This is a genomic window from Runella sp. (assembly GCF_965279615.1).
Taxonomy (GTDB): domain Bacteria; phylum Bacteroidota; class Bacteroidia; order Cytophagales; family Spirosomataceae; genus Runella.
The window spans coordinates 5,120,908-5,141,102 of the sequence record NZ_OZ257252.1 but is presented as its reverse complement, the minus strand read 5'-3'; the positions used below and the strand labels follow the sequence as shown (position 1 = coordinate 5,141,102).

At 44.5% G+C, this 20,195-nt stretch carries 15 protein-coding genes; 5 read left to right on the top strand and 10 right to left on the bottom strand.

Annotation, left to right across the window (positions count from 1 at the left end; translation table 11 throughout):
* Positions 1-92 precede the first annotated feature (92 nt).
* From ACQY73_RS21660 to ACQY73_RS21640, 5 genes are all read right to left on the bottom strand, one after another.
* Positions 93-806, bottom strand: coding sequence for a DUF2490 domain-containing protein (locus ACQY73_RS21660; protein WP_428654862.1), 714 nt, complete (start codon positions 804-806; stop codon positions 93-95).
* Positions 799-1,461: a DUF4956 domain-containing protein gene (locus ACQY73_RS21655; RefSeq protein WP_428654861.1), complete on the bottom strand. Its 663-nt coding sequence runs from the start codon at positions 1,459-1,461 to the stop codon at positions 799-801. Before ACQY73_RS21655 ends, ACQY73_RS21660 begins: the two co-directional genes overlap by 8 nt.
* A gap of 26 nt (positions 1,462-1,487) precedes the next feature.
* Positions 1,488-2,294, bottom strand: coding sequence for a polyphosphate polymerase domain-containing protein (locus tag ACQY73_RS21650; protein ID WP_428654859.1), 807 nt, complete (start codon positions 2,292-2,294; stop codon positions 1,488-1,490).
* Positions 2,295-3,731, bottom strand: a complete 1,437-nt coding sequence (locus ACQY73_RS21645) for a CotH kinase family protein (protein WP_428654857.1) — start codon at positions 3,729-3,731, stop codon at positions 2,295-2,297.
* A gap of 99 nt (positions 3,732-3,830) precedes the next feature.
* Positions 3,831-5,369, bottom strand: a complete 1,539-nt coding sequence (locus ACQY73_RS21640; protein ID WP_428654855.1) for a CotH kinase family protein — start codon at positions 5,367-5,369, stop codon at positions 3,831-3,833.
* Between the two features lie 150 nt (positions 5,370-5,519).
* Between ACQY73_RS21640 and ACQY73_RS21635 the strand changes: the two genes are divergently transcribed.
* Together ACQY73_RS21635 and ACQY73_RS21630 are read left to right on the top strand one after the other, a co-directional pair.
* Positions 5,520-6,599, top strand: coding sequence for a sensor histidine kinase (locus ACQY73_RS21635; RefSeq protein ID WP_428654853.1), 1,080 nt, complete (start codon positions 5,520-5,522; stop codon positions 6,597-6,599).
* Positions 6,596-7,309, top strand: a complete 714-nt coding sequence (locus ACQY73_RS21630) for a LytR/AlgR family response regulator transcription factor (protein ID WP_428654851.1) — start codon at positions 6,596-6,598, stop codon at positions 7,307-7,309. Before ACQY73_RS21635 ends, ACQY73_RS21630 begins: the two co-directional genes overlap by 4 nt.
* On the opposite strand, the gene ACQY73_RS21625 is transcribed toward ACQY73_RS21630, so the two are convergent.
* Positions 7,306-9,372, bottom strand: coding sequence for a T9SS type B sorting domain-containing protein (locus ACQY73_RS21625; RefSeq protein ID WP_428654849.1), 2,067 nt, complete (start codon positions 9,370-9,372; stop codon positions 7,306-7,308). The genes ACQY73_RS21630 and ACQY73_RS21625 overlap by 4 nt on opposite strands.
* A 38-nt stretch (positions 9,373-9,410) precedes the next feature.
* Here ACQY73_RS21625 and ACQY73_RS21620 point away from each other — a divergent pair, with 38 nt between their 5' ends.
* Positions 9,411-10,661, top strand: a complete 1,251-nt coding sequence (locus tag ACQY73_RS21620) for a bifunctional 3,4-dihydroxy-2-butanone-4-phosphate synthase/GTP cyclohydrolase II (protein WP_428654848.1) — start codon at positions 9,411-9,413, stop codon at positions 10,659-10,661.
* An 81-nt stretch (positions 10,662-10,742) separates the two neighbouring features.
* Here the strand turns inward: ACQY73_RS21620 and ACQY73_RS21615 are convergent, their stop codons facing one another.
* Both ACQY73_RS21615 and ACQY73_RS21610 read right to left on the bottom strand, forming a co-directional pair.
* A complete protein-coding gene (locus tag ACQY73_RS21615; RefSeq protein WP_428654846.1) occupies positions 10,743-11,399 on the bottom strand; it encodes a hypothetical protein in 657 nt (218 codons plus the stop codon).
* An 80-nt stretch (positions 11,400-11,479) separates the two neighbouring features.
* Positions 11,480-12,190 (bottom strand): ATP-binding cassette domain-containing protein, encoded by a 711-nt coding sequence (locus ACQY73_RS21610; RefSeq protein WP_428654844.1) that lies wholly within the window; start codon positions 12,188-12,190, stop codon positions 11,480-11,482.
* Positions 12,191-12,338: 148 nt separating this feature from the next.
* On the opposite strand from ACQY73_RS21610, the gene ACQY73_RS21605 reads away from it, so the two are divergent.
* Complete coding sequence (locus tag ACQY73_RS21605; RefSeq protein WP_428654841.1) at positions 12,339-14,825, top strand: T9SS type A sorting domain-containing protein; 2,487 nt, start codon at positions 12,339-12,341, stop codon at positions 14,823-14,825.
* Positions 14,826-15,046: 221 nt separating this feature from the next.
* Here ACQY73_RS21605 and ACQY73_RS21600 read toward each other — a convergent pair whose 3' ends face one another.
* On the bottom strand, positions 15,047-16,555 hold the full coding sequence (locus ACQY73_RS21600) for a DUF4301 family protein (protein ID WP_428654839.1): 1,509 nt from the start codon (positions 16,553-16,555) through the stop codon (positions 15,047-15,049).
* A gap of 173 nt (positions 16,556-16,728) precedes the next feature.
* On the opposite strand from ACQY73_RS21600, the gene ACQY73_RS21595 reads away from it, so the two are divergent.
* A complete protein-coding gene (locus ACQY73_RS21595) occupies positions 16,729-17,190 on the top strand; it encodes a (deoxy)nucleoside triphosphate pyrophosphohydrolase (RefSeq protein WP_428654837.1) in 462 nt (153 codons plus the stop codon).
* Here the strand turns inward: ACQY73_RS21595 and ACQY73_RS21590 are convergent.
* Positions 17,180-20,041 carry a metallophosphoesterase gene (locus ACQY73_RS21590; RefSeq protein ID WP_428654834.1) on the bottom strand — a complete coding sequence of 954 codons (2,862 nt, stop codon included), beginning with the start codon at positions 20,039-20,041 and terminating at the stop codon, positions 17,180-17,182. The genes ACQY73_RS21595 and ACQY73_RS21590 overlap by 11 nt on opposite strands.
* Positions 20,042-20,195: the final 154 nt, after the last annotated feature.

Sequence of the window (20,195 nt, the reverse complement as noted above, 5' to 3'; positions counted from 1 at the left end):
TTTCAGATTCCCCTTTAACGCTACAAAAGGCTAAATGGTGTGGTTTTAAGGGATATTTAATCTCAGGCTGCCATTAATGTTCGCCTTTGGATTTAGAATTTTACTTTGTACGCAACTCCTATCAGAAACCGATTCTCCTGACTTCCAACTAAGCGATAGTCCGTAAAGCCCGACAGATCCAATTTATTAGTCTTATTAATTGCAATTTCTATGCCTGCTTTGTTCCGCATTTGGTCAAAATCTGCACCGATCTCATAAAAAATGTCGGTAGAGATATAAGGTGTGAAGCGCGATTTGTTGGGGTACGACAATTCAAATTTATTGCGGATATAACTGCTGTTGTTTTCCGCCGCGCTTTCATCGTCCTGAAACTGGTTTTGGTAACGTAAGCGATAGTCGAATTTCAGCTTCCAAATCTTATGATCGTAGGCCAAGTCGGCATAAAAACGATTATATGAACGGTATTCATAGCCTGTTTTATCTTCGTTTTTCTTACGACGGCCAATATAACGGTAATATCCGCTCACTTCCCAGTGTTTATTAAGTTTGTAGGAAAGTCCCGCTTCGCCCAAATAGGCTTTTAAAACCGAAATATTATCCGTAAAACGAGTTTGTACATTCACATTAATTGACCATTTCTTATTGATCTTTTTCTCTGCACCTACGCCCGCCCAAAGCCCAATATCCGTAGCTTGTGAATAACTCAAAAAAGGGAGCAGTAAAAATAGTAGGGGAAAGAAGATTCGTTTTGACGAACTCGCCGTTTGCAAACCAAAAAGGGAATGCACATTTTCTGAATTAAACATTCTCCAAAACAGTTTTTTCAACTTTCTTTTCATTTTTGGTGCTTGTTTGATAATAAAAAATCATGATAAGGGCGGAGTCTCTCAGAAAATCCATGGTCTGAATCTCTACACGGTGAATATCCAATCCGGTACGAGCTCGCAGATCAGTGATAAGTTCAGCACGTTTTTCGGGAACAATCAGCTCAATTTTATCGTATTGGACATTTTTGGTGAGTTCGCGTTTGATGAGCCAATTACCCTCCAACAGCCAGACACTCAGCACAATAATACCGTTAACCAAGCCCAATTCGTCCCAACTTCCTTTGATAATGGCCGATATAAGTCCCAGCGAAATGACGATGAAAAGGTAGGTCATGTCTTTGGCCGAAAGTCCTTCGGTACGGTAGCGGAGCATGGAAAATACTGCAAACAACCCAAAAGCCGCGCCCATCGACATTTGCACTTTGTTGAGCAAATAGGTAATAAGAAATATGACCAAATTGAAGCCAAAAAACGTCAGGAAAAGGTCGGTACGGCGATAAATTCGGTAATAGATCAGCCGGGTCAGTACTGTGACCGTCAACAGATCAACCAAAAGCCGTACAAAGAATTTTTCAGGAAGTTTATTGAACCATTCAAAAGTATCGGCAGTGGCAAGTTCTTGCAGAAATATCATTGTCGTAGTGTTAGGTATGGACTATTTTAAACAGGTGGATGACTATAATCAGCGCTTGAAATACCTCGGGAATTTATTTTCAGGACATGGTTAAGCTTTGCTTTAAATCTATTGTGTTTCACCGTTTTATCAAGGCTGATCACGCCCAAACAATATTTACTCAACGAGCCTTCCCGAAGTCGGTATTTCTTCATTAGGTCTAAAAATCGAGACTGCTTGAGGGAATCCTGTTTTACTTCGGCTACCACCAATTGCTCATAACTTTTATGGCTCTTACCGTTGCGAAACGACAAATTCAGATCCAAGGTCAGGCGCTCGGCAGTAGTACGGCTTACGAGCGTTAGGCGTGTATAATCCACCCACAATATAGGCGCTAAGATAGTGGGGTCAAAAGGCGTTTGCTGACTTAAAAAAACTTTCGTTTCCGAGCTTAATGTGCTATTGATCAACTTTGGATTAAGAATACGGGTCTTTATGGTACGTCCTTTATTGTTTTTAAATTTTACTTCCGTAAAAACCGTGTTGGTATGCACGTAATTCCGTTGCCGAATTTTATAGCGATTGAGCCGTCCGGACTGATGATCGTGGTAAAATTGCAGGTCGGGTGTATCAAAATAGAGCGTTTCGTAATCGCACATCCGATGTCCGTTGATCTCTAATAGGCGATAATGCGGCCGCAGGTCTTCCAACAAATTGGGCAACATTTTCAGCGGAACCAAAAACTTGGCGTCGATGCGGTTCATGAGTTTAACGCCGTCCATTTCCGCCAGTGAGATGGACTCGTACAAACCTATTTTCTGTACAATGGTGGGAGTGATGAATTGCGCTGCCATTTATTTCAAAAAAGTATTAACATCTTGGTTACGAGTCACTACGTGTTGTTTCAACGCCGCAAGTGCGGAAGTAAACGACGCCGTATTCGTAAGATTGGTATAAGGCGCCACCTCTTTTTCCGTCCCGTTGACATAAGGCGTAATCAAGGAAGTATACTTATCAAAAAGCTCATTCATTTTGGCGGTCGTGAATACAGTGTCCGCAAATGTTCGGATGTATGTTTTGTATTTGGCATAATACACAGGATCTGCGGCCACATAGCGAATCAACGGCCAGCCTGTTCCCACTTCGGTCATGGCCAATGATACCGCCGAACGTCCTCCGCCGACTCCCTGCTGATTTCCTCCTCCAACGGTGTTGGTCATAGACATGTTATGATCCCACGGAATCCACGTTAATTTATTGGCCGGAGAATTATACAGATAGTAATTGTGCGCCATCGCCCCGTAAGTATCCCAATTGACAATCGTGTTGTTGATCGCTAAGAACTTCAGGTAATTATCTACGTTGAAGGTTTTCTCTAGGTTGGTGCGCCATTGCGCGGCATTTGTTGTACGGTCAGTACTGTTCAAGGCAGCTACAAACGCCTGTACATCACTGTAATCAGGCGTAGTTTCGTTGTTCTTTTTCTCAAATTGTGATTGCACAAACGTCTGAAACGTGGACTCAGGTTTGTAGATATTACCCTTTTTCTCGCCGAATTGATCTTTGATCATCGTATCATCAATAATCTCCACCATGGTATACACACCGCAATATTTGAGACCATCGCCAAAATTGATATATACTTTATAAAAGGCCGTTCGCGCTGCGGCTACACCGCCCATTCTGAAAATATCGGCCACCACTTTTTCGCGAATGAGTGAGTTATCCGAAAACGCCGGCGACATGGATACTTCTTTAAATCCATAAAAACGCTGATCCTGAATTTCGGGGTGTTGGTCTTCATACTCATCCATTTTGAGCCGAAAAGGTAATTTATAAATACCTGCCCGCCAGATAGACGAAAGACTGGAATTCCCTTTTAATCTCAGACCAACGTTGTTCCAGATTTTGCCGTTGAATTTCATGGTTGTAGCAACATAAATAGGATCCCCGGGTATAATATCCAATCCTCCTGCACCGTTACCGCCCGGATTGCCACCAATATTCCCGCCGCCCGGGTTGCCACCGCCACCGCCAAAAGCAGTGCCGCTTTTGGTTTGCATATCAGTTTTTATGGCGGTCCAATCGGCCGCCGTCATCGTTATTTCGAGCGTATTTACCTGATTTTGGGGGAATACAACGTCATAATTCGGATCGGCGGCGTTGCTGTGAGATTCAGTTGTCCAATCGGAATTGGCTTCGCCGGGAACAATTTCAACGGTTTTGTCTTTACAGGCCGTAGCACCCCATAACAACGCAGCGGTGAGCAGCGTATAGCGAATAGATTTCATAGTTTAAATTGGCGTCAGGTAAGTTACTTATAATTTATACGCAAAAATTATTCCTATCGTTGCGAAAAAGCTGAATCTCAGTTTATGAAATGCTGAAAACTAGTCATTTGTGCTTTCAAGGAAAGCCTTAATGGCCTTCGTTCGCTGCGTCACGTGCTCATTCAATTGCGGCAATCCGTTCCCAAAATCATCGGAGTTCCGTAAATGAGAATACGGTCTTTCTTCTTTCAACTTTCCATTTACGAATGGGGCAATGAGCGCATGATTTTTAGCGAACAATTGCTGCATTTGGGCCTCAGTAAACACTTTTTCGCTGAACTCTTTTACGTACTTTTTGTATTGAGCAAAATAAATGGGGTCATCCGCCAAGTACCGAATCAACGGCCATTGTTTGCCTACTTCTTTCATTTCCAACGAAACACCGCCACCTCGACCGCCTCCGGGACGAAAATTCGGCGGAGGCCCAAATCCTTCGGGCGGCTTAAACCCTTCAGGCGGCGGGCCCATTTCCGCCATTGGTCTCATGCCACCGAAACCCCGCATCTTCATGGCTTCGTTATTGTCCCAAGGAATCCACGTCAGTCTTTTTGTCGGTGAATTGTACAGGTAATGATTGTGCGCCATTCCTCCGTAGGCATCCCAATTGACAATGGAATTATTGACTGCCAGGTAGTTCAAAAAATGCGCAACATTAAACGTCTTTTCCAAATTAGCCCGCCATTGAGCCGCATTTTCCGTGCGCAGCGAATCATCATTCAACGCTTTGACAAATGCCTGAACATCACCGTAATCCGCTTTTTTCTTATTATTCTTCTTTTCAAACTGACGCGTGTTAAAGCGCGAAAAAGTGGATTCGGGTTTATAAATATTCCCTTTTGCTTCTCCAAATTGGGTTTTCACCATTGTATCGTCAATGACTTCCACCATGGTATATACACCGCAATAGTTTGGCCCTTCTCCAAAATTAAGATAAACTTTGTAAAAAGCAGTTTGCGCTGCAGGAATTCCCGCTTTACGGAAAATATCGGCCGTTATTTTTTCCCGAATCAGCGAATTATCTCCCGATCCCGGCGACATCGACAATTCCTTAAATCCAAAAAAACGTCGGTTTTTGGTTTCGGGAAATTGTTTTTCAAATTCATCAAACGACAGCCGAAAAGGCAGCTTATAAATTCCCTGCGTCCAAGACATCATCAGGCTTGAATTGCCTTTGAGCCGAAATCCTACTTTTTTCCAAACCTTCCCGTTAAACGTCAACGAAACGGGCACATAACTCGGCTCTTTTCCACCTCCCCCAAACGGAGGGCCGCCGCCCATTGGAGGAAAATTTCCTTCGCCGGGAGGCATCGGCGGCCTTTTTCCGTCGGGTTGCATCATAGGTGGTCGGTTAAAATTTCCTCCTTTTCCAAACTCGTTCCCAAACTTGGTTTTCATTTCTGCACTAATGCTGTCCCAGTCGGTTTTTGATACCGTAATTTCCAGCGTATTCACCTTATTCTGAGGAAATACCACTTGATAATTTGGAGTAGGGTAAGTGTTTGTTTTATTTTTCGAATAACTAATAAGGTGTGGCTGTCCAAACAATTGAACACTTTGTAAGACTATCAGTATCAGAGCAAAATTCTTTTTAATATCCATCTTTATGCTGCGTTTATGGAGGATTACTCTTCCTGAACGCACGTTGTGGCGAGGTCTTTCCGGTGTGTAGAGAAAGACCGAAGGTGTGTAGAGAAGTGTTACGGAATTGTTATCTGAAATGCGTTAATATTGCCCTCAAATAACCGGCGCATGAAATACCTCGAACGATACAGTCTTTGGTTGCATCTCTTGGGATGGAGTGTTTTTGTCATTACGCCTTTCTTATTGTTTCCTGATTCGGGCTTTTCGCAATTACCCCATTTTAAATGGTTTGTACTCATTAAACTACTCGAAGACGGCCTCTTTATCTTATTCTTTTACCTCAATTTGTACATCTATACGCCGGCTTTACTGTCTACCAAAAAGAACCTTCCTTTCTTGGTAGCGTTATTGATCGGATTCGCAGCCTGTTTATTCATTCCTGAACTGCTGTTACGCTTATTTGTGTTTGACAATCATCCACTTTTCACCCCGCCACCGCCGCCGACACTCCCAAATCGGCCACCGCCACCACCCTCATTTATTCCTTTTCCTCACCAGATCGGCACATTGCTGTCTTTTTCTTTCGTGGCATTGGTAAGTTCTATCTTGGCGCTTTTGCGTGACCGTTTGCGCGAACGCGAAGAAAAACAGCAGATCCAGTTGGAGAAAGTGGCCGCCGAATTGGCCGTGTTGAAGTTGCAGATAAGCCCTCATTTTTTGTTCAATACGCTCAATAATCTGCGTTGGCTGACGCGCCAAAAATCCGATAAAGCAGAAGATGTAGTGGTGAAATTATCGCAGTTACTCCGTTACATGGTCTACGAAGCCAATGCTGAAAAAGTGCCTTTATCGAAGGAAATTGCGCATTTGCAGCATTATATTGACCTTCAGAAAATACGCTTGACCGACAAAGATTGCGTTTTATTTGAGTGTCAGGGCTCCATCGAAAAGCACTTCATAGAACCTTTGTTGTTCATTCCTTTTGTGGAAAATGCCTTTAAGTACGGTTTGCACAGTCAACAAAGCGGCGAGATTCGATTTCGATTTGAGGTAACGGAAAACACGATTTCCTTTTTCTCAGAAAATGCTGTTTTCGAAAACAATCTGCCGGCAGAAGGACAATCAGGGATTGGGATTCAAAATGTTAAACGAAGACTGGCATTGCATTATCCCGAAGCCCATTCGCTGAAAATCAGCCAAAACGACGGTATCTTTCGCGTACATCTTCTTTTACAAATGAACCCATGACCCAACTACGTTGCATAGCCATTGACGATGAGCCTTTTGCGCTCGAACTTCTGGCCGATGATATTCAAAAAGTGTCTTTTTTGGAGTTATTCAACACCTTCACGAATCCCTTAGATGCGCGGACATTTTTAGAAGCAAATCCCGTTGATCTGGTATTTCTGGATATTCAAATGCCAACACTGACGGGAACGCAATTTTTGCGAAGTCTGCCAAAGCCACCCATGGTCATTTTCACGACAGCCTATCAACAATACGCCTTGGAAGGATTTGAGTTGAATGTAGTGGATTATCTGCTTAAACCCATTCCTTTTGAGCGTTTTTTGACCGCCTGTGAGAAAGCCCTTGACTTGTTTGTGCTGCGAAAAAAGGAAACCGGTTTGCCTACCGAGCGTGGATTTTTCTTTGTGTTTGCGGAATACAAAGAGATCAAGTTGTTTTTTGACGAAATTCTGTACGTTGAAGGAATGAAGGATTATGTCAAGATATTTACCAATCAACAAACCAAACCCATCCTGACCCGACTGAATTTGAAAGCGATGGAAGCCAAACTTCCCCCCAATCTATTTTGCAGAGTGCATCAATCTTTCATTGTGGCGTTGGACAAAATCACATCTTCACAGAAAACAAAACTGCAGATTGGAAATCGTGAAATCCGCATCGGAAGTCGGTTTCTGGCACATTTTGAAGAAAAATACCGTTCAACGCACTAACGGGCAAGGAGAACTGTCCCTGTTTTTACAAAGCTTGCCCCCAATGAATCCGTTATTTCAACCCGGAAAACATACGTTCCTTCTACCGCCGGCTGCCCGTTGATGGTTCCGTCCCAGCCTACCATAGCGTTGTCGGTTTCGAAAAGTACCTGTCCCCAACGGTTATACACAATCATGCGCGACTTATCCACAAATTGACCTTTAGGTGCAAAAGCATCATTGACACCATCGCCATTGGGCGAAAAAGCATCAGGGATAAAAACAAGTGCATTTTTTTTGAAGACGAAGTAATTGGAATAACTGTTCCCACCCGTTCCCTGCGCATAAGCCAGGATTCGATAACGAAACAATTGCTGATCCGAAACACTGGGCGAATAGCTGGTATTTCCTCCTACCGGAACTTGACTGTAAGGATTGCCCTGCTCATCTAAAATTTCCAGTTGATACCGATTGACAGGCACTAGAAACGGCGTTTCGGGCGTCCAATCGACCGTTGAGCCTGATTTGGAATAAAGATATACCGTACAGAGAGGCTCCGTAGGTTGGGAGCGATTGCCGCAGGAATTTTCGTAGACAATTTGATAACAGTATGACTGCTGCGTTGGATCAACGGAAGCATCTGAGTACGAAAACGCATTGTTTAAAGACGCCACTTCCTTAAAATCAGCACTACCGCTCACCGCCCGCGTAATGATCGTTTTGTACTTGGAAGGCGTTGCTCCGGAAGCCGGCGGAGTGGCATAAATGCTTATTTTATTATCGTCTTCTACTGTTACAAAAGCATTTTGGACGATAGACGGAAATTCAGTAGAAATTGCTTTTACGCACACCGATGGGGAAACCGACTCTGCTCCTCCTGCCAACTGTACCGTTACCTGATAGCAATATTGTTCGCCACAGGTTACATTCGCATCCGTTTGGGTGGTATTGGTGCGCACGCTTGCGCCACCCAAGCTTACCAAATTACGTGTAAGGCGATAGTTTTGAAAATCGGCTGCATTGGGGTATTCTTTCCATGTCAATACATTTTGGCGATTTTCGGCTTTTACTTCTAAGGTTGTTGCACAAACCACATTTGACAAAAGCGCCGAATTATTTACACATCCATCGTTGGTATTTAATCGGAAGCAATAGGTGTCTTTCAGGGCATTTACTTCTTTGATCGTGATCGTCGTGGTATCTCCTACTAACGTCACCTGTCCGGGCAGGTTGTTAAACGTGCCGTTATTCTGACTTGCCTGAACCGAGGTGGTCGTGCCTTTGGGAGCTTTGATCAATACCGCGACCGAACCATCATTGTTTAAGGTCAGCTTACGAATAGCCGTAGAAGATAAGTCATTGGTATTGAGTATAATAGTTGGCGACGGAAGGGAGCAGCCCAACAATTGGGCTCCAACTCTACCCGTGACAAACACGGAAGCTGTATTAGTTGTTGCACCATAAGAGTGTGTATATGTTCCGGGCGCTGTAACCGTTTCTTTAACACCGGATTCCCACTCAATAATAAAAACAGTATAGCGCTGTGTAGTGCTATCATTAGGAATAATTACCTGTACTGCTCGGTTACTGCAAGCCTTTGCTGTAAAATTGGGCGGAGGAAGTACTTCAACTGTTTTGCACGTAATTACTCCGCTACCACTATTACTATCGCCACTGCCATACTGAAGAATTTTATAAATCCCCGTCTTATTGTATTTGAAAGATGTAGCCCTTGTTGTATCTCCACGTGATTCATATTGTGGAATATTCCCGCCCTTATAGTCGTATATGTAATTTTCATTTTTGACTGAAGTTTTTTCAACTTTTACTTCAAACGGCATACATCCTACTGAAGGGCCAACTATGTTAAATCCGGCCTGATTAGACGCATTTAAACACAAATCAACAGCTTGCTGGGCGTATGACCTTACAATTAAAAGTGTTGATAGAGAAAGTAAAAGACCGAACTTCATAGATTTTCTTATTCTTCTTTCGTTCCGATCAAAGAACGTATCTTTGCCCACCGTTGTTTTGTCATCACAACCGAACTTATAATCACTCAACGTAAGCAGGTAGTTAAGCATACAACGTAATTTTTGATAAACTATTTTTTACCTGATTCATGGACAGCAATAATAATACCAATTCCATACAACTTGATAGAATTGAAGACGCGATCGCGGATATTAGAGATGGAAAGATCATCATCGTAGTAGATGACGAAGACCGGGAAAATGAAGGCGATTTTATCTGTGCCGCCGAAAAGATCACTCCCGAAATGGTCAATTTTATGGTGCGTGAAGGTCGTGGATTGATGTGCGCGCCACTCACCGTAGAGCGTTGCGAAGAACTGGGTCTGAAAATGATGGTGGGCGATAATACCTCTACTCACGAGACACCTTTTACCGTTTCAGTTGATTTATTGGGTCATGGCTGCACCACCGGCATTTCGGCTTCTGACCGCGCCAAGACGATCCAAGCACTCGTAAACCCCGAAACAAAACCCGAAGAGTTAGGCCGTCCGGGGCACATTTTTCCGTTGCGTTCTATGCCCGGAGGTGTTTTACGCCGCACGGGTCACACCGAAGCTGCCATTGATTTTTCAAAATTGGCAGGACTTGCGCCGGCAGGCGTACTTATTGAAATCCTCAACGAGGACGGTACAATGGCTCGTTTGCCGGAATTGCGCATTTTGGCAGACAAATTCGACATGAAGTTGGTCTCTATCAAAGATCTGATCGAATACCGCCTTCGCACTGAATCACTCATAAAACGCGAGATCGCCGTTGATATGCCCACCGAATGGGGGCATTTTGACATGATCGCGTACCGTCAACTAAACACCGATGAGTTGCATTTGGCCCTGATCAAAGGTTCATGGGAAAAAGATGAAACTGTCATGGTACGTGTTCACTCTTCCTGCGCTACCGGCGATATTTTTGGCTCATGCCGTTGCGACTGCGGTCCGCAACTTCATGCCGCAATGGAAATGGTAGAGCGCGAAGGAAAAGGCGTAGTGCTGTACATGAATCAGGAAGGAAGAGGCATTGGTTTAATTAATAAACTCAAAGCATACAAATTGCAGGAAAACGGTTTGGATACAGTAGAAGCCAATCTTGCGTTAGGCTTTAAGATGGACGAGCGCGATTATGGCGTAGGAGCACAGATCTTACGGGATCTGGGAATCTCAAAAATCAATCTTATTTCCAATAACCCTAAAAAACGGGTGGGATTGATGGGATACGGTCTCGAAATCGTCGATAATATTCAAATCGAAATGAAGGCCAACCCCCACAATGAAAGTTATCTTCGAACCAAATACAACAAAATGGGTCACCGTTTGACGCAGTTTGCGACGGTAAAAGACGCCTAAAAAATATATTCTACCTAACTGAAAAGCGCCTGACTCAGAAAGTCAGGCGCTTTTCAGTTATACAACTATTCCTCTTTTTTCCTAAAACAATACTGCCCGAATCACCAAAGGGCTTGAGGTAGGGTAGATGTTTTCGGCGGGATACGACGGGTTCACTAAGCTGTTATAGCTCAAATTATAGAGCACTATCAAATTGAAGGCACGAATGAACCGCCCCCCGATTGGTGTTGAATACGATGCACCAACCATTGCCGAGCCAATCCACTTTCTTCTGGCAATACCATTTGCGGTATAATCGCGGTATTGTACGTTCAATGATTCGTATTCGGCATTTAAATTAATGCTTTCAAATACATTGAACATTCCAAAAAAGCGTCCGCCATAGTTATCATAGCTGCTTTTTACCGTAGGAGAATACTTTATTTGGGTATACTGGTACGTTATTCCGGCTCCTAAAGCCAAACGGTCGGTAACTTGATACCCTGCCACGGGCGATATTCCAATGCTGGTAACTGTGCCGAACGAAAGAGGCCCGACACTTCCTCCCAGACGAAGTTTATCCAAGGCAGAAGGCGGACGTTGCGGGTCTTCACTCTTTCGGGGGGGCGCATCCAAAACTTTAATAGGCCCTTCATTTTGGCGAACAGGCGGCGGAGGTGCATCGGGATTAGCTGTTTGAGCCGCCACCGAAAATGTTAACAGCGCACCAAATGCTATCATTAAATAGGTCTTTCTCATGGGTGTGTTTAAATAAATACTCTTTTATTCTATTACGTCAAATACAAAAATTCTGTTTCAAAACGAAAAATAAATATCGGCTATTGCGTAGTAAGCTCTCTGAAAACCACTTCGAGCGGTTTACCTTCATTTTGTAAATCTTCCAAACGCCGATCTGCCACCACCTGACCACGGTTGATGATCACTACACGGTCGCAGATAGCTTCGACTTCCTGCATGATATGCGAAGAAAACAGTACGGTTTTTTCTTTCCCAACGGTTTTGATCAACGTTCGGATCTCTACGATCTGATTGGGATCTAAGCCGGTAGTGGCTTCGTCCAAGATCAATACAGGAGGATTGTGGATCAATGCCTGCGCCAAACCGACACGTTGCCGATAGCCTTTGGAAAGTTGCCCTATTTTTTTTCGTTGCTCTACGCCCAGGCCGCAAATATCAATCATTTCACTGACGCGTTTTGTGAGTGTTTCACCCTTCAAATTATACAGAGCGCCCACAAATCGCAGAAATTCTTTGATGTACATATCAGTATATAGCGGATTATGCTCCGGCAAATACCCAATGCTTCGACGCACTTCCATCGAATGTTTAGCCACGTCAAAGCCATTGACTTCTACCTGACCGCTCGTCGCGGATAAATAACAGGTGGTGATTTTCATTGTAGTTGATTTTCCGGCGCCGTTAGGGCCCAAAAAACCAACTATTTCGCCACGATTAACGTCAAAACTTACATCATTGACGGCCTTTTGATGGCCGTACACTTTGGTTAAATGTTGAATCCGAATGGACATGATTTTTTAGAATTGGGGCGAAAATACAAAATTCTCGCGTAGGGTCTTGTATCTTTGTCAGAGGAAAGAGGTAGTTTGAAAATTCGGTAGCTACTATTCGCAACTTTGTGAGTCATACCAACCGGATAACATTAACGGAAAACGTTTTATGAGATTGTTTATACGCTTTGAGTTAGTACTGATTTTGCTTTTATCATTGGTCGGAAATACACTTTTTGCCCAAGTACCCACTGTCGTTACCGGCAATGTCAGCGGTGGTGCAGCCTGTGCAGGGACCGTTGTACCGGTCTCATTTGTCACGGCCAACTTTGCCACAGCCAAACGGCTTTTCACCGTCCAACTTTCCAACTCAACCGGCGTTTTTACAAGTCCTACCGTTCTCGCTACGGGCACCGCCAGTCCTATTCAGGTTACGCTTCCTGCCACTGTTTTGGGCGGTGATTATAAATTGCGCGTCATTACAGATACGACAGGGATCACTTATACTCCATCCGCTACTTTTACGATGCTCAAACTCCCGACCGCTGCCTTAAGCGGTGATACCAGCATCAATTTCGGCGGTACGGCTCAGTTATCTATTGCATTTACGGGCAACGGCCCCTGGACGTATACATTTACCAACACCAGTACAGGAACTACCTCTATCAATCCCCTCAAAGGCATTGTACAACCCACTTTTTCCACAACTTACGCTTTACAATCAGTTTCCAATATTTGTGGTGCAGGAACAGTATCGGGAAGTGCACGTGTGACCGTTTATCCCCGCATTACTACCGACTTTACGGCCACAAGTTTATGTGCAGGCGCTGCCATAACTGTTCCTTTTACCGTAGCAGGTACGTTTGCCGCGAGCGGCGTGACTTATACTGCACAACTTTTCCCTGCCGGAGGGACTCTTCTGATGCCCATTACTTTAGGATCAGGTACTGTCAGTCCGCTGAACGTTACACTCCCTGCCAACTTAACCGCAGGCTCTTATCAAATTCGTGTCATAGCGAGTTCAGTAGCTACCTATGTCAGCAGTGCGGCATTCAGCATTAAGCCTTTGCCAACTGCTATACTCAGCGGAAACGCCGCCGTAGGGATAGGAGATACCACAAGCTTGAACATCGCTTTTACGGGAGATGCTCCCTGGACCTATCAACTCGCCTCGGGCCCTGTTATTACCACTTCCGTCACTCCGATCAAAGTAGTTGTCAGTCCGACAGTATCTACCAATTACAGCTTAGTATCGGTCAGCAACGCCTGCGGAACCGGAGCTGTTTCCGGAACGGCGGCCGTCACCGTCGTTCCTCGGATCAGTGCAGCTGATGTTACTGTGGGTTCGGTATGTGTGGGAGCCAACATAAGTCTTCCTTTTACCGTAACGGGCGAATTCTCTACCCCCGCTACCTATACTGTACAGCTTTCCGATGCGGCCGGAAGTTTTGCCACGCCACGCATTTTAGCCACCGGAGCAAGCAGCCCTATTTCGATCAGCATTCCGACCAATTTGGGGGCAGGGACAGGCTATCGTTTACGCGTTGTGGCAAATTCTGCTGCTTCTTCGCTGAACAGCCCCGCATTTACTGTCAAGGCTCGCCCGACGGCCGTTTTAAGCGGGAATTCAGTGGTCAATTTTGGCGAAAAAGCCTTGCTTGCGCTCAATTTCACGGGTGAAGGCCCTTGGACATTTACACTTTCCGACGGCAGTACGGGCACAGCAACACAGACACCTTTTGTGGTAAGTATTACGCCCACTCAAACGTCTACCTACGTAGTAAGTTCGGTGCGGAATGTTTGTGGAGAAGGAAGTACATCCGGAAGCGCATTGGTAACGGTTATTCCCCGTTTGCTTACCGAAAACCCCGGCACGGCTATCTGTTCCGGCAAAGACATAGAGATTAAATTCACGGTTGGAGGTGTTTTGTCGGGAGCAACTTCTTTTCAGGCCCAGCTTTCTGACAGTACAGGTGCATTTACCAACCCTGTTTTGATCGGAACAGGCACTCAAAGCCCGATCATCGCTTCTATTCCGGCCACGACTCCGGTGGGAGGAAGTTATCGTATCAGAGTTGTTGCTACCGGAGGTTCTGCCATTACCTTGGTTCCTACCAACCCATTTTTCTTAGGACGCCGTCCCGGTGCAGTGTTGAGTGGGGGCGGTACCTTTCCGCTCAAGCCCGGTGAAGAAGTTTTTTTGGTCATTCAATTCAGCGGCGACGGTCCTTGGACCTATACTTTGTCGGACAATACCACCGGCACTTCTTCGATCACTCCTGCTTTGTTGACTGTAGTTCCCCAATTTACGACTACTTATACACTTAAATCCGTCAGTAATACCTGCGGTGAAGGAAATGTTTCGGGAAGCGCTTTAGCCAATGTTATCATTACGAGTATAGAAGATCCTCTTAAAAGCGGTATTTCTTTTTTTCCAAATCCCGTCGCTAAGCAGTTAACTATAAACATCACCAATGCTGCCGCCACCGAATGGCAATTGATGGATTTACAGGGAAGAACCCTGAAAAGCAGTCGTTGGGAGCCACGCCTTAAATACGAAGATACGGTTGATATTCAGTCGTTTCCAGCAGGTACTTACTTCGTTAAAGTAAAAATAAACGACCGTTGGTTCAGCACTAAAATGGTAAAGGAGTAAGGCCGTTGGCAAGGGTTGCCACTAAGTGGCAAAATGGATGATAACTTACCATTTGCTACAAATAGGCAGTGCCTATGGCACACAAATACCCACACAGTAGGCTGTGTCTCCACAGCCCCGTCCATATTACTAAATGTAAGTTAATTCTCAAATCCGTGATCTGTGAGACCACGGATTTGAGAATTTAGACACCTTACCAGCCCTTAACCTCTCACCTACTGTTATGACTGATGCTCTTTACGAAGCAAATCATTGACGGTTTTTACCGGATTGAAGGTAATCAACGGCACTTCTACAAATACCGTATTCCAGTCTGACATCGAACCGTTCCACAATCCCGGCAATTCCTGCGCTTTGAGGTCTTTGCCGTCTTTTGATTTTTGGGTAATAAAACCCGTGTTGATATCTACATAATTCATCAAGGCAAATTTCTTGCCTTTGTATCCTCTCAAAGAGCACACTAAATCGACGGGATTGAAGTGCGTAGCCGTATCAAACAAGGCTTTTTGGGCCGCATCTGACATATCAATTTGCGCTGACTCCACCACCTGCAATGAAATGGTTCCGTCAGGATTGCTCGCCCAGAAAGGCCCGCCGCCCGGTTCCCCTACGTTTTGAACCATGCCGCAAAGACGGAAAGGTCGATCCAATTTTTGTTGAAAGTAAGCCAACTTTTCAGCCGTTGATAGTTTTTCAAATCCTTCAGAAGGCAACGTATACATGGTTTTTTCGAAAAATTTTGTCAACTCTTCTACCAGTTCTTCGCTTGTTTCGCCGTTTTCAATTCGTTCCTGAAAAGCAAAGCCCTGTTGGCGGTAGTTGAGCAACAATGCTCCCAGCACTTTCTTGTATGTAAAGGTTGTTTCCTTCAAGCTATCCGGTACTACGTTGTCAATATTTTTAATAAAGACAACATCGCCATCCTGATCGTCGAGGTTGGCCAGCAATGCTCCGTGCCCGGCGGGGCGGAACAACAGGCTGCCATCCGCATTACGGAAAGGCGTATTGTCTAAATTGACCGAAATGGTATCGGTAGAAGGTTTCTGTTCTGAAAAACTGATATCGTATGTTACCCCGAATTTATCTTCATAAAGCGGTTTGACGGCATCGATCAAAGCCTCAAAACGACTTCGGTGTTCGGGGGATACCGTAAAATGAATACGTACTTTCCCTGCCGAATTGGCATAGTTTGTACCTTCGATCAAATGCTCTTCTACCGGTGTGCGCGCTCCTTCAGGATAGTGGTGAAACTTCAACAATCCTTTGGGTAAATTGCCGTAATCCAACCCTTTAGCCGAAAGAAGATAGTCTGCAATTTTACGGAATTCGCCCGCATTAATATCGGCATCAATAGCGCCATCCTGCTTTGAAATGACCGTTTGGAGGTCTTGAAAAAAGGCAAAATCACGCAGACGATCGCTGAATTCTACGATGGATTTATCACTCTTGCCTTCATCTTTGAACGCAAACAATGCCTTGAACATACGCGTGGCTGCGCCCGATGCAGGCACAAACTTGAGCAAAGACACTTGACCCGACTGTGCATCAAATGCCTTAACTAATTCTTCCAATTCCTTTTCTTCAACCCGAACAATTCCATCTCCTACGGTAGCGGCTTTGAGAACTTTCAGATAAGGAAAACCGTTGACAAAATGACTGATTTGCTGTTGGATAGTTTCGATCGAAATGCCCTGTTTGGCAATTTGTAAATAATCTTTTTCCGTAAACATAATTTTATAAAAGGGTTGAATAAAATCTTAACTATTAAAGATAAACGTTAATGGAAACCACTTGTAAATCGGGTTGAAAGTAAAAAATATTTCTCAAGTTGATGACCACTTGATAAAAAAAACGCTCACAAATGATTTTCCGTCGTAACTTTGTATAAAAATCACCCCATTATATGTCTATCCCGTCTGAACATTCGAAAAACGTCGTGATGGTTCCGTGTGCTATTTTCGAAAAAGATGGGCAATTGTTTGCAGCTCAACGCAGTAGTACAATGTCCCTGCCGCTAAAGTGGGAATTTCCCGGCGGAAAAGTGGATGAAGGCGAATCAGAAGTGGAAGCCCTCCACCGTGAGATCATGGAAGAGCTGAGCATTGAGATCGAAATTGGCCCCCGCCTTGCTCCTGCATACAAAGAAGATCCCACCCGAAATCGCATTATTTGTTTGGTACCTTACATTTGTCGCGTGATGAGTTCACCCATCATTTTGACCGAACACGCCCAATACAAATGGGTGCGTATGGATCAATTATCAAAATTAGATTGGGCAGACGCCGATTTGGAGGTGCTGGATACATACCTGAAATACAGAGATCAACGTTTACTTTGTCGTACTAAATTAAAAGTCAGAGCTTAATAAGCTTCCTGACAATCGGTTGCTCACCCATCAGGATTCGTAATATATAGGTTCCGGAAGGTAACTCCGTCACGTCGATCTCAAAATTGCTCCGCTGACTCCTTCGCACGTTTCCTTCTTTCGCCATTTTGCCGTCTATAGTTACCAGCTCCCAGCTTATGGTTCGACTTTGCAGCTCGTTTACCTCCACTTTTATTTTTGTCTGTACAGGGTTGGGGAATATGCGTATCTTATTTTCCTCTTCCTGCACGGTGCCCGTAATGATAACCTTTACCAATGCACTGCCGGCTATTGAACCTGCTCCGCATACATTGGTTAACGATTTTAGAGTATAAACCGTTGGCAATGTTGGACTTACTGTGACGAAGAAAGGAGAATAATCTACGGTATTGGTTGAATTATCAGAGAGTACATACGTCCAGGGCGAAGTTCCTTCAAAACGTAATGTTAGGGGTGCCCGCTCGTCCAATTTAATGGCCGTATCTCCGCTGATAGTCGCCGAAGCGCGTTGGCGCATGGTTAACGAAGCCGTAGGCAACACGTTTGCCGTTGCATTATTTTCAGGAACTACTCGAATCTTATAGCCTGTTCCAACCACCGCAGAAAGCGGAACCGTTGCCTTAACGGGACTTTGGTTTCCTGCTCCAATAAATGACGGATTCGAAAAATCTCCTTCTTTCGTAGATAGCTGTACGACATAATTTACGGCGGTTTCAAATTGCCCTACTTGCGTAAACGGTACATTTACTTCTGTTCCGTTACAAATGACTGCCGAAGCCGACAGTGTTGTTTCGATGCGCGGAATTACCACCACACGGGCATTTCCCGTTCCGGAGCCTTCTCCACAGGTGTTTGTAATGTTTGTTAAGGAATAAACCGTAGTTTTCAAGGGGTTGATTGTCACCGAGAGCGGATTGCTCGAAGTGGTGCCGGTAGTATTGTCGGAAAGACGGTAGGTCCACGGCGCTGATCCCGTAAAAGTCAATGTTAAATTTGCCGTTTTACCTGCTTCAATGGTTGCTTCTCCTTTCAGCGTTGCGGTTACTTTTTGACGCACACTAAACGCCGCAGAAGCTACATAGTCAAATCCTTTTGTATTGGCAATCACTCGTATTTTATACCCTTCTCCGGCGGCAAGATTTGCCGGAATAGTGATGTTAAGCGATGTTCCGTTACCTGTACCCAAAGAAATCGGCGCAGCAAAGTTTCCCTGTACATCTGATAACTGTGCCGTATAGCGCCATTTGGCAACATCGGTATTTGTAACCGAAAACGGTACAGAAAGTTGTTCACCGCTGCAAACGGGTCTGAGATTTTGGGTGGTAATTTGAGGGCGCGGAAATACTTCAATGTTAAAACGGTCCTGCAAACACCCAAGGCTATCGCGGACTATAATGGTGGTATCACTTACGAGCATAAATTCTGTGGTCGACTTGCGGCTGCCGTCCGGCCAGAGATAACTTCCTTTCCAGGAAGGAGCTAACGTTACCACTTCACCGAGTTTTGCTTTCAGGTCAGTTGTTTTATTCACGTTTTTGAAAATAGTGAATTGATCACGAACGATCTGATCGGCGCCCAACCAGTTAAAATCCAGTCGATTGTCTTCAACATCAATGTACGCAGAGCCGCCAATGATGGCATTTTTAAAAGGCATGGCAGGATGAGGCACACCGTTAAAACCATTGTTTTGTCCCGATGAACCAATAACCGTATAGATCACTCCTTCCGTCGATGGGTTCTTGACATACGGACAAGAATTGGGAAAGCCATCATACCTGCCCGACGAACTGCTGATGAGATGCTTTTCCGCATCAAACTCGGTTGAAGGCTCGGTATGGCCGCGCATAAGTCGAGAGCGCTCGTACAAATGACTATGGCCGCTCAGCACCAAATCGACCTTATAACGCTCCAAAATAGGCGTTAGATTTTTGCGTATTTGAGTAAGTTCATCTTCTGCATCAGAATCATGCGAGTTCTTGGTATAAGGTGGATGGTGAAACATCACAATCGTCCAAGGCTGTTTGTTGGCGGCCAGATCTTTCTTCAACCAAGTCACCTGCGGACCTAATGTATCATAAATGCGGTACTTTTCCTCCTCAATACCATCTGAATCCAATCCTACAAAATGCACATTGGCATAGTTAAATGAATAATACATCTTCGAATTTGACGGAACGCCGCCACCTTCGCCTTTTTGCGAAAATGAAAAAACCTTAAAATAAGGGATGTCTCGGCTCGTTCTGGAACCCGAATAATATTCATGGTTACCTGGAATAGTCCAGATGACATTATTCTTCAGAAATTGATTTTGATATATATTGAAGAAATTATTCTGGTATTCTTCATCGGTTCCTATGCCGTAGGCATTATCGCCAAGCATCAACACCAAATCCGTTGCCCGATTATTATTCTTAATGCTGTTCATGTACGAATCACGGACACTGACTTGGTTAGGCGTTCCGCTTCCCATATCACCCATGGCCCAAATTCGTATTTTTTGTTTGCTGCCGGCAGGCACGGCTGTTTTAAAATAGTAATCCGGTCCACTTACCTGTACCTCTGTTAAATTCCCTATAGCATAGTAATAAAACGTGTTTGGCTGCAAGTCGCTTAGTTTTATTTCATGCTCTGTAGTAACCGTTTCATCCACAACATTGCGATTCAGTTGATCTGCCGCAGGCCCAAAAGTTACTTTGCTGCCGGTAGCTATATCCGTCCGCCAGCGTATAACGATGCTCGTAGGTGTCCCGATCTGAAGAAAAGGGCCGCGAATAATCTTTTGAGTTACTCCTTCTTTTGCACTAAAAAATAGCAAAATAGAGAGAACAAGTGCTTTTTGTAGAGAATACATCTAAAATGAAATTAAACAGAAAGTAATAACAAAAATGCACATTTTTTGGCTATTTTAACCTTGCTGTACATAACGCCTGCTGCCAAAGTGAACAATTGACAACTTCAGTTCGCTTTTTTCTTTTTGATCCGGCAAAACCTGAGGACAAAAAAGG

Excerpts from the sequence above, each read along its gene's own strand:
- ACQY73_RS21655 (WP_428654861.1), bottom strand. The coding sequence starts at position 1,461 with ATGATATTTCTGCAAGAACTTGCCACTGCCGATACTTTTGAATGGTTC.
- ACQY73_RS21620 (WP_428654848.1), top strand. The coding sequence starts at position 9,411 with ATGGACAGCAATAATAATACCAATTCCATACAACTTGATAGAATTGAA.
- ACQY73_RS21630 (WP_428654851.1), top strand. The coding sequence starts at position 6,596 with ATGACCCAACTACGTTGCATAGCCATTGACGATGAGCCTTTTGCGCTC.
- ACQY73_RS21610 (WP_428654844.1), bottom strand. The coding sequence starts at position 12,190 with ATGTCCATTCGGATTCAACATTTAACCAAAGTGTACGGCCATCAAAAG.
- ACQY73_RS21645 (WP_428654857.1), bottom strand. The coding sequence starts at position 3,731 with ATGAAATCTATTCGCTATACGCTGCTCACCGCTGCGTTGTTATGGGGT.
- ACQY73_RS21625 (WP_428654849.1), bottom strand. The coding sequence starts at position 9,372 with ATGCTTAACTACCTGCTTACGTTGAGTGATTATAAGTTCGGTTGTGAT.
- ACQY73_RS21605 (WP_428654841.1), top strand. The coding sequence starts at position 12,339 with ATGAGATTGTTTATACGCTTTGAGTTAGTACTGATTTTGCTTTTATCA.
- ACQY73_RS21660 (WP_428654862.1), bottom strand. The coding sequence starts at position 806 with ATGTTTAATTCAGAAAATGTGCATTCCCTTTTTGGTTTGCAAACGGCG.
- ACQY73_RS21640 (WP_428654855.1), bottom strand. The coding sequence starts at position 5,369 with ATGGATATTAAAAAGAATTTTGCTCTGATACTGATAGTCTTACAAAGT.
- ACQY73_RS21635 (WP_428654853.1), top strand. The coding sequence starts at position 5,520 with ATGAAATACCTCGAACGATACAGTCTTTGGTTGCATCTCTTGGGATGG.
- ACQY73_RS21650 (WP_428654859.1), bottom strand. The coding sequence starts at position 2,294 with ATGGCAGCGCAATTCATCACTCCCACCATTGTACAGAAAATAGGTTTG.
- ACQY73_RS21600 (WP_428654839.1), bottom strand. The coding sequence starts at position 16,555 with ATGTTTACGGAAAAAGATTATTTACAAATTGCCAAACAGGGCATTTCG.
- ACQY73_RS21590 (WP_428654834.1), bottom strand. The coding sequence starts at position 20,041 with ATGTATTCTCTACAAAAAGCACTTGTTCTCTCTATTTTGCTATTTTTT.
- ACQY73_RS21595 (WP_428654837.1), top strand. The coding sequence starts at position 16,729 with ATGTCTATCCCGTCTGAACATTCGAAAAACGTCGTGATGGTTCCGTGT.
- ACQY73_RS21615 (WP_428654846.1), bottom strand. The coding sequence starts at position 11,399 with ATGAGAAAGACCTATTTAATGATAGCATTTGGTGCGCTGTTAACATTT.